This is a genomic window from Anaerolineae bacterium (genome assembly GCA_016931895.1).
Lineage (GTDB): Bacteria > Chloroflexota > Anaerolineae > 4572-78 > J111 > JAFGNV01.
In genome coordinates this window covers 1-8,005 of record JAFGDY010000223.1, presented here as the reverse complement: position 1 = coordinate 8,005, position 8,005 = coordinate 1, and the positions used below count along the sequence as shown (strand labels likewise).

The following is an 8,005-nucleotide window of genomic DNA, read 5'->3' as shown; positions in this document are numbered from 1 at the left end:
GGGTTACATACCGCTTGAATTGGCTCATGTAAAGGTCGTGATAAAAACCACCCTGAGCCAACAACTGGTTGTGGGTGCCGCGCTCAATGATGCGGCCATTGTTGATAACCAACACCTCATCGGCGTTGCGAATGGTGCTCAGGCGGTGGGCAATCACAAAACTGGTGCGCCCTTTCATCAAACGCAGCAGGGCCTCCTGAATGTGCATTTCGGTGCGGGTGTCCACGCTGCTGGTGGCCTCATCTAAAATCAAAATGCGCGGGTCGGCCAAAATAGCGCGGGCAATGGCCAGTAACTGGCGCTGGCCCTGGCTGAAGTTGAGGCCCTGTTCCGATACCTGGGTCCGGTAGCCCCGGGGCAACAGCCGGATGAAACGGTCGGCGTTGGCCAGGGTGGCCGCGGCAATGACTTCCTTGTCCGTGGCCGTCAAGCGACCATAGCGGACGTTTTCCAGCACAGTGCCGGAAAACAAAAAGGTATCTTGCAAAACAATGCCCAACTGCTCGCGGATGGACGCCTGCTGAACGGTGCGGATGTCTTTGTCGTCAATATAGATTGCCCCTTCGCTCACGTCATAAAAACGGCTCAACAGGCTGATGATGGTGGTTTTGCCTGCGCCCGTCGGGCCAACCAGGGCAATGGTCTGGCCGGGCGAGGCAGCCAAGTCAATGTTAGCCAAAACGGGTTTGCCCGGCTCGTAGGCAAAACTGACCTGATTGAATTTTACCGTCCCCTGGATGTTTTTGAGGGGATGTGCCGCCGGGAGGTCGGGAACGGAGGGGGTGGCATCCAGCACGGCAAAGATACGCTCGGCTCCGGCCAGGGCGGACTGTAATTGATTATAAACCATAGCGATGGAACGCATAGGGCGGAAGAAGTTCATAATGTAAATCACAAACGTGGCAATCACCCCCACCGACACAATCCCCCGGATCGACAGCCAGCCCCCCAACAGCGCCGTCGCGGCGATGGTCAGAATGCTCATGGTGGTGAACATGGGGCCTAAGGCGGCGGTAATGATGTCGGCCTTGATGCCGGCCTGGCGATTGGTTTCGTTGACGGCCCGGAATTCGGCAATGGTGTCCGCTTCGCGGGCAAAGGCTTGCACCACTCGAATGCCGGCAATATTTTCTTCCATTGTTGCGTTGAGGTTGCCCAGGTTGCGCTGCACCGCCCGAAAAGCCTGGCGACTCCGCCGGGTGATTTCGCCGGTAATGTACAACATCAGGGGCAGAATAATCAACGTGCCCGAGGCCAGCGGCCAGTTGAGAAAAAACATCGAAACCATAATGCCGGCCAACAACAGGATATTGCTGGTAAACTGGATGAGGCCGTTGGAGAGAACCTGGTTGATGGCTTCGGTATCATTGGTCACGCGGCTCATTAAATCGCCCACTTTGTGCCGGTCGTGATAAGCCATTGAGAGCGATTGCAGATGAGCAAACAGCTCGGCCCGGATGTCGGCCACCAGATGTTGGCCAACGCCTACCATCAACACGCCGTGAATGGTCGCGGCCAGGCCCGCTCCCACATAGACCGCCAACATAAGCAGGGCAATTTGCAGCAGGCCGGATACGTTGGCGGGAATGATGTAGTGGTCAATCGCCCGGCCCAGGAGAATAGGCCCGGCCAGGCTCAACAGGGTATCAACCACCACTAACCCGGCCACGCTGACCAGTCGCCAACGATATGGCTGCAAGTAAGTCAGCAGTCGCCAGGCGGTGGCCCGGGTGTTTTGGGCAGATTCGCCGGTTAGTGGGCCGCCGCCAACGCCTAAACGCGGTCTGGGGGGAGGTGAATCTGATCTCTGTTGGGTCATCAATTGCTCCAATGGTTAGGCGGTCAACGTCGCCCTGACCAGGTTGTGCTCGCCAAGCTGCGAGTGGTAGATTTCCTGATAAATGGGGCTAATCTGCATCAATTGTTGATGCGTGCCCCGGGCCACAATCCGACCGCTATCCAGGATAAAGATTTGGTCGGCGTTGAGCACGCTGGTAATGCGTTGGGCGATGATAAAGGTGGTCCGCTCCCGCATTAACTCGTCCAGGGCCTGCTGAATTTTAAATTCGGTGTCCATGTCCACGGCGCTGGTGCTGTCGTCGAGGATCAAAATGCCGGGCGAAATGAGCAGCGCCCGCGCAATCGCCACCCGCTGCCGCTGACCGCCAGATAGGTTTGCGCCCCGCGCTTCAACAAGACTATCGTACCCAGCGGGCATGGCCATAATAAACTCGTGAGCCTGCGCGGCCTGGGCCGCCGTTATTACCTGTTCCAGGGTTGCCTCCGGCCGGCCGTAGGCGATATTCTCACGAATGGTGCCGCTGAACAGGGTGGTCTGCTGGAGCACCATGCCTATCTGCAACCGCAGCGCCTCCGGCGACCATTGCCGAACATCAATACCGTCAAGGCGAATCTGCCCGCCGGTCACATCATAAAAACGGGGAATCAGGTTGACCAGAGTGCTTTTGCCGGAGCCGGTGGCGCCCAACAGCGCCACGCGCTGCCCCGGTTTAACCTCAAAACTTACGTCGTCCAGCACGGCTTCCCCGCCATTGCCGTTGTAGTGAAACGACACATTTTCAAAAACAACGTGCCCCCGCACTGAATCGGCCCGGTGCGGCGACAGCGCCGCCTGAATCAATGGTTTGGCGTCCAATACCTCCATCACCCGCGCGGCGGAAGCTTCGGCCCGCGTGGCCATGGTCAGCATGTTGCCCAACAACATCAGCGGGGCCATGCCGATCATCAAATAATTGTTAAAGGCCACCAGTTGACCCACCGTGAGCCGGCCCCCAATCACGTCCAGCCCGCCAAACCAGATAACGGCCACGCTGCCCAGGTTGGTCAACAGGGTCAAAACCGGCAGGGCCACGGCAATCAACCGGCCCACTTTAATGTATTGCTGCATGTAGTCAGTGCTACGCGCGTTAAAGCGTTCAATTTCGAATTGTTCCCGCACAAAGGCCTTGATCACCCGCACCCCGGCCAGATTTTCTTGCGCCAGGGTGTTGAGCGCCGAGAGCTTTTGCTGGACATTAATGAACAAAGGGCTGGCCACACCGATGATGCTCCGAATGACCAGGCCGGCCAAGATCAGGATGACGAACATAATTATGGAAAGTCGCCAGTCGGTGAGAACAATCAGGATGACACTGCCGATAACCATCAAGCCGGCCCGCAGAAGCAACAATATTCCGGCGCTGGCAAACATGCGCACCACATCCACATCGCTGGAAATGCGCGTCATCAGACGGCCGGTTTGCATCCGGTCCAGATTGCCAAAAGACAGGCCCTGGATGTAGGTAAAAAGCTGGTTGCGCAGGTCAAAGGCAATGCCTTGCGATAATTGCGCCCGGCAAACACCCTGAACTAATATGGCTACCGCCCCAACCAGGGCGGCGGCAAACATAATGCCCGATCCCCGGATAATGACGGTCATGCTGCCGACTCGGATGCCCTGGTCAATCACATATTGGAGCAAACGGGGTACGGTCAATTCCATCGCCGCCGTCAGCACCGTGGTCAGAATACCAATAGTGATGACCCAGCCGTAGGGCTGCATAAAGGGGAGTATACGTCGTAGGGATTTCACTTTGTTTAGGTTGCCTTACCCGCTGAAGTTAACTACCTGTTGGCCAAGGTTTCACGACGACGCGCGGTAGTTCGACCGGACAGTCGCCTTGCGGTTCGATCTCGCCCAGCCAAACCTTGACCGCGGCGCGTTGGGAAACTTCGCTGTCGCCATAAGCGGCCACCAGATTGGGGATGTGGGGCATTTCGTACAGCGTGTAAGGGTTGCCGAAGCTGGTGAAAACCACGTGGGGATTATCCACAAAAATGGAACGCCAACCCCAGGACCTGAAGCCGCCGACAACCGTGCGGATAGTGCCTAAAACCATCATAGGGGTCGTGAAAAGGTTGATGAAGACCAGGTCATAAGCCACCACTTTGTCGCGCAATTCGTCGTTCTCGGGGTTGAGCAGATGGTCTACCTGATAACCGCGCCGACGTAGTTCCAGGTCAAAGGTTTCCAAATCCTTTTGGCCCATGAACTGGTTGAGCTGCCCGATGGTGACGGTCAGCACCCTGGCTCCTGACGGAAGTTGCAGCGGCGGGCGTCCATCACCCCGCATAACCGTGATACTCTTATCGGCCATGTCCTGGGCCGCCTGTTGAAAACCGCGCTTCTGGGCATCGGATGGGGGAGGGCCAAAGGGGTCTTGAGGCAGATTGAGCCGCGCTTTCAGGGCCAATACCCGGCGGGTTGACTGGCGAATTCGCTCTTCGGAAAGTCGCCCATCACGCACGCCCTGGATAAGCCATGCAAAATCTTTGATGGGGTCGGGAAAAAGATACACGTCAACGCCGGCGGCAAGGTTGCGAAGGATGCGCTCAGACGCCGGCACCCGCGAGGTGAGGCCAATCATCGGCGAGGCGTCAGAAACAATCAGGCCCTCAAAGCCAAGCTCCTGGCGCAACAGGTTAAGGAGTAGCTCTTGGCTGAGGGTGGCCGGGGGAGCGTCGTCGGGACAAGCCGTAAATCCCTGGTAGTCGGGTAAGGAAATGTGGCCCGCCATAATGCTCATCACGCCTGCCTTGATGACGGATGTCCACACCTGCCCGTAGGTTTCCTGCCATTGCGAAAAGGGCAGGCTATTAACCGAGGTCACAAGATGCTGGTCGCGGTCATCCACGCCATCGCCGGGAAAGTGTTTGGCTGTGGCGGCCAGGCGACCGTTTTCCTGCAAGCCCCGTATGAACGGCGGGGCCAGGCGCATGACCCGCTCCGGCTCATCGCTGAGGGCGCGAATATTGGTGATGGGGTTGTTGAAATTGTAATTCAAATCTACAACAGGTCCAAACGTCCAATGCAACCCGGCATAACGCGCTTCAACAGCCGTAGCGCGACCCATAGCCGCCATCAGTTCGGCGTTGTTGGTCGCCCCAGCCGCCATCAGCCAGGGAAACACAGTGCCTTCATCCTGCACCGCCTGCGCCCCATGCTCCAGATCGCCGGCCACCAGGATGGGGATGGGTGAATGGGCTTGAATGGCCGTCATCATCTGGCGTAGTTCATCTTGCGGCATATTGCGGATGAACATACAGCCCAGGGGAACCTTTTTAAGCAGGTCCAACCAATCAGCCGTGGTGAAACGAGGCAGGCTGGGACAAAGGAGTTGTCCTGCACATTCTTCCAGACTCATTGCCGCCAACGTTGTTTCTACCCACTGTTGTTGTTGGGTGTTTAAAGGGTTCAGCATAATGTTTTGTTCCTTTCCAAAGGTTTGCTGGATTTATTTGAAATCTATTTCTCTTGAAACCAGGTTAACATTTTAGCCCGGCGCGGCGACAGGGACTACCTGACCTTTGAACTGGCTCATGTACAGGTGGTAGTAGAACCCTTGCCAGGCCAGCAGGGCTTCGTGATTGCCCTGTTCAATAATCTGGCCCTCATTGATCACCAACACGTCATCGGCATCGCGGATGGTGCTCAAGCGATGGGCGATGACAAAACTGGTGCGGCCTTTCATCAACCATAGGAGGGCTTCTTGAATGTGCATTTCGGTGCGGGTGTCTACGCTGCTGGTCGCTTCATCCAAAATCAAAATGCGCGGATTGGCCAGAACGGCGCGGGCAATAGCCAGCAACTGGCGCTGGCCCTGGCTCAAATTGCTGCCCCGCTCCGATAGAAGCGTGTCATAGCCTTGGGGCAGGTGGCGAATGAACGGGTCGGCGTTGGCCAGTTTGGCCGCGGCAATAACTTCCTCGTCGGTGGCATTGAGCCGGCCATAACGGATATTGTCCATCACCGAGCCGCTGAATAGAAACATATCTTGCAGCACAATGCCCAACTGGCGGCGCAACCCGGCCCGCTGCACCGTGCGGATGTCGTGCCCGTCAATGTAAATTGCGCCGCTGTTGATATCGTAAAAGCGGGAGAGGAGATTGATGATGGTGGTTTTACCCGCGCCCGTTGGCCCTACCAGGGCAATGGTCTGCCCCGGCCTGGCGTGGAGGCTCACGTTTTTGAGCACCGGCACGTTAGCCTGGTAGCCAAAACAGACCCGGTCAAACACCACTTCACCCGCAATCTTGTCCAGCAACGGGGCATTGGGTAGGTCAACCAGTTCGGGGGTTTCGTCGAGAATTTCAAAGACCCGTTCCGCCCCGGCCAGGGCGGATTGAATCATATTGTACAGGTGGGCAATCTGGTTGAGGGGACGGCCAAACTGCCGGGCATAATTGACAAAGGCAACCATGGTGCCTACCGTGGCCAGGCCCTGCACCGCCATCCAACCACCAACCCCGGCCACAATGGCAAAATTCACGTTATTGACAAAGTTGGTCAATGGCCCCAGCACCAGGGCATACGTTTGGGCCATAATGGCCGCTCTTTGCAGCTTGCGGTTGGCCTGCTCAAAGTCATCAATGGCAGCCTGTTCCCGGCTGTAGGCTTTGACCACCCGCTGTCCGGTAACGGTTTCCTCAATGATGCCGTTCAGATGACCCAATGCTTCTTGCTGCCGGCGAAACCCTTTGCGGGTATGGGTTGAAATCCACCGGGTCATGAACATCATCAAAGGAACGGCCACCAGGCTGACGATGGCCAGCGGCACGTTGATAACCAGCATCATGGCCGCCACCCCAAACACGGTTAAAATACCGGCGATAAATTCGCTCAGACTTTCGGTAAGCACGTTGCTAATATTTTCGATGTCGTTGGTCAGCCGGCTCATTAACTCGCCGTGGGGTCGCTGGTCAAAAAAACGCAACGACAGCGTTTGCAGTTTGGCAAACAGGTCGTTGCGTAGATCACGCACGGTGCGTTGGGCCACTTTAACCATTACGTAAATTTGCAGCCAGGTGGTGGCGGAGGTGATCAGGTAGACGCCCATCATCAGCCCTACAATTTTGGCCAGGCCGGGTAAATCGCCGGCCAGCATATAATCATCAATGGCAATGGCCATCAGATAAGGCCCCAGCAAACCGAACCCGGTGGTGGCGGCAACCAAGATCATCACGATCCCCAATTCCATCTTGTGCCGCTGTAAATACGTCCACAGGCGGCGCAGCGTGCCGCGCGTATCTTTGGGTTTTTTGATTTCGCCCAGCATGGCCAGAGGGCCGCGACCGCCGCCCGGGCCGGGCAAAGGGCCTGGGCCTGGGCGCGGGCCGCTAGCCGTAGTTTGGGACCTTGTTTGGTGGTTAGACATGGACGGCGCCTCCGTTTCCCAGTTGGGAGTCGTAGATTTCCCGGTAGATGGGGCTGGAGGTTAGCAGTTCCGGGTGCGTGCCCTCGGCCACAACCGTGCCCCCGTCCAAGACCAGGATTTTGTCGGCGTTTAAAACCGTGCTGATGCGCTGGGCAATAACCAGATTGGTGCGTCCCTGCCTCAGCTTGGCCAGCGCGTCTTGAATTTTGGCCTCGGTTTCCACGTCCACGGCGCTGGTGCTGTCGTCCAGAATCAACACGACGGGTTGGGTGAGTAAAGCCCGGGCAATGGCCAGGCGCTGTTTTTGCCCGCCCGACAGGTTGACGCCGCGCTGGCCAAGCCGGGTATCGTACCCATCGGGGAATTCGGTGATAAAATTATGCGCCTGGGCTGCTTTGGCCGCGGCTATCACCTCCTCTTCGGTGGCTTCGGGCCGGCCGTAGCGGATGTTGTCGCGGATGGTGCCGGAGAAAAGGATGGCTTCTTGCAGCGCAACGCCAATATTGCGGTGCAGCGTCTCCTGGCTGATCGCTCGCACGTCAACGCCATCAATTGTCACCCGGCCGGCGGCGACATCGTAAAAACGCGGGATGAGGTGGATCAAGCTCGACTTGCCGGAGCCGGTTGCGCCAAGGATGGCCACAGTTTGGCCCGGCTCGGCCACAAAACTGATGTCTCGCAGCACAGCATCGTGCGCCTGGCCGTTGTAGTTGAAGGTAACGTTTTCAAAAGCGACCCGTCCCCGGGGAGAGAACATGCCGATTGCATCAGGCCGGTCTTTAATTTGGGGG

At 57.3% G+C, this 8,005-nt stretch carries 5 protein-coding genes; all 5 read right to left on the bottom strand.

The window, feature by feature from the left end; translation table 11 throughout:
• A partial coding sequence (locus JW953_16545; GenBank protein MBN1994309.1) for an ABC transporter ATP-binding protein occupies window positions 1-1,819 on the bottom strand: 1,819 nt, incomplete at its 3' end.
• Between the two features lie 15 nt (window positions 1,820-1,834).
• A complete protein-coding gene (locus tag JW953_16540; GenBank protein ID MBN1994308.1) occupies window positions 1,835-3,592 on the bottom strand; it encodes an ABC transporter ATP-binding protein in 1,758 nt (585 codons plus the stop codon).
• A gap of 28 nt (window positions 3,593-3,620) precedes the next feature.
• Window positions 3,621-5,261, bottom strand: a complete 1,641-nt coding sequence (locus JW953_16535; GenBank protein MBN1994307.1) for a hypothetical protein — start codon at window positions 5,259-5,261, stop codon at window positions 3,621-3,623.
• 72 nt (window positions 5,262-5,333) lie between these two features.
• Window positions 5,334-7,115 (bottom strand): ABC transporter ATP-binding protein, encoded by a 1,782-nt coding sequence (locus tag JW953_16530; protein ID MBN1994306.1) that lies wholly within the window; start codon window positions 7,113-7,115, stop codon window positions 5,334-5,336.
• 91 nt (window positions 7,116-7,206) lie between these two features.
• A partial coding sequence (locus JW953_16525; protein ID MBN1994305.1) for an ATP-binding cassette domain-containing protein occupies window positions 7,207-8,005 on the bottom strand: 799 nt, incomplete at its 5' end.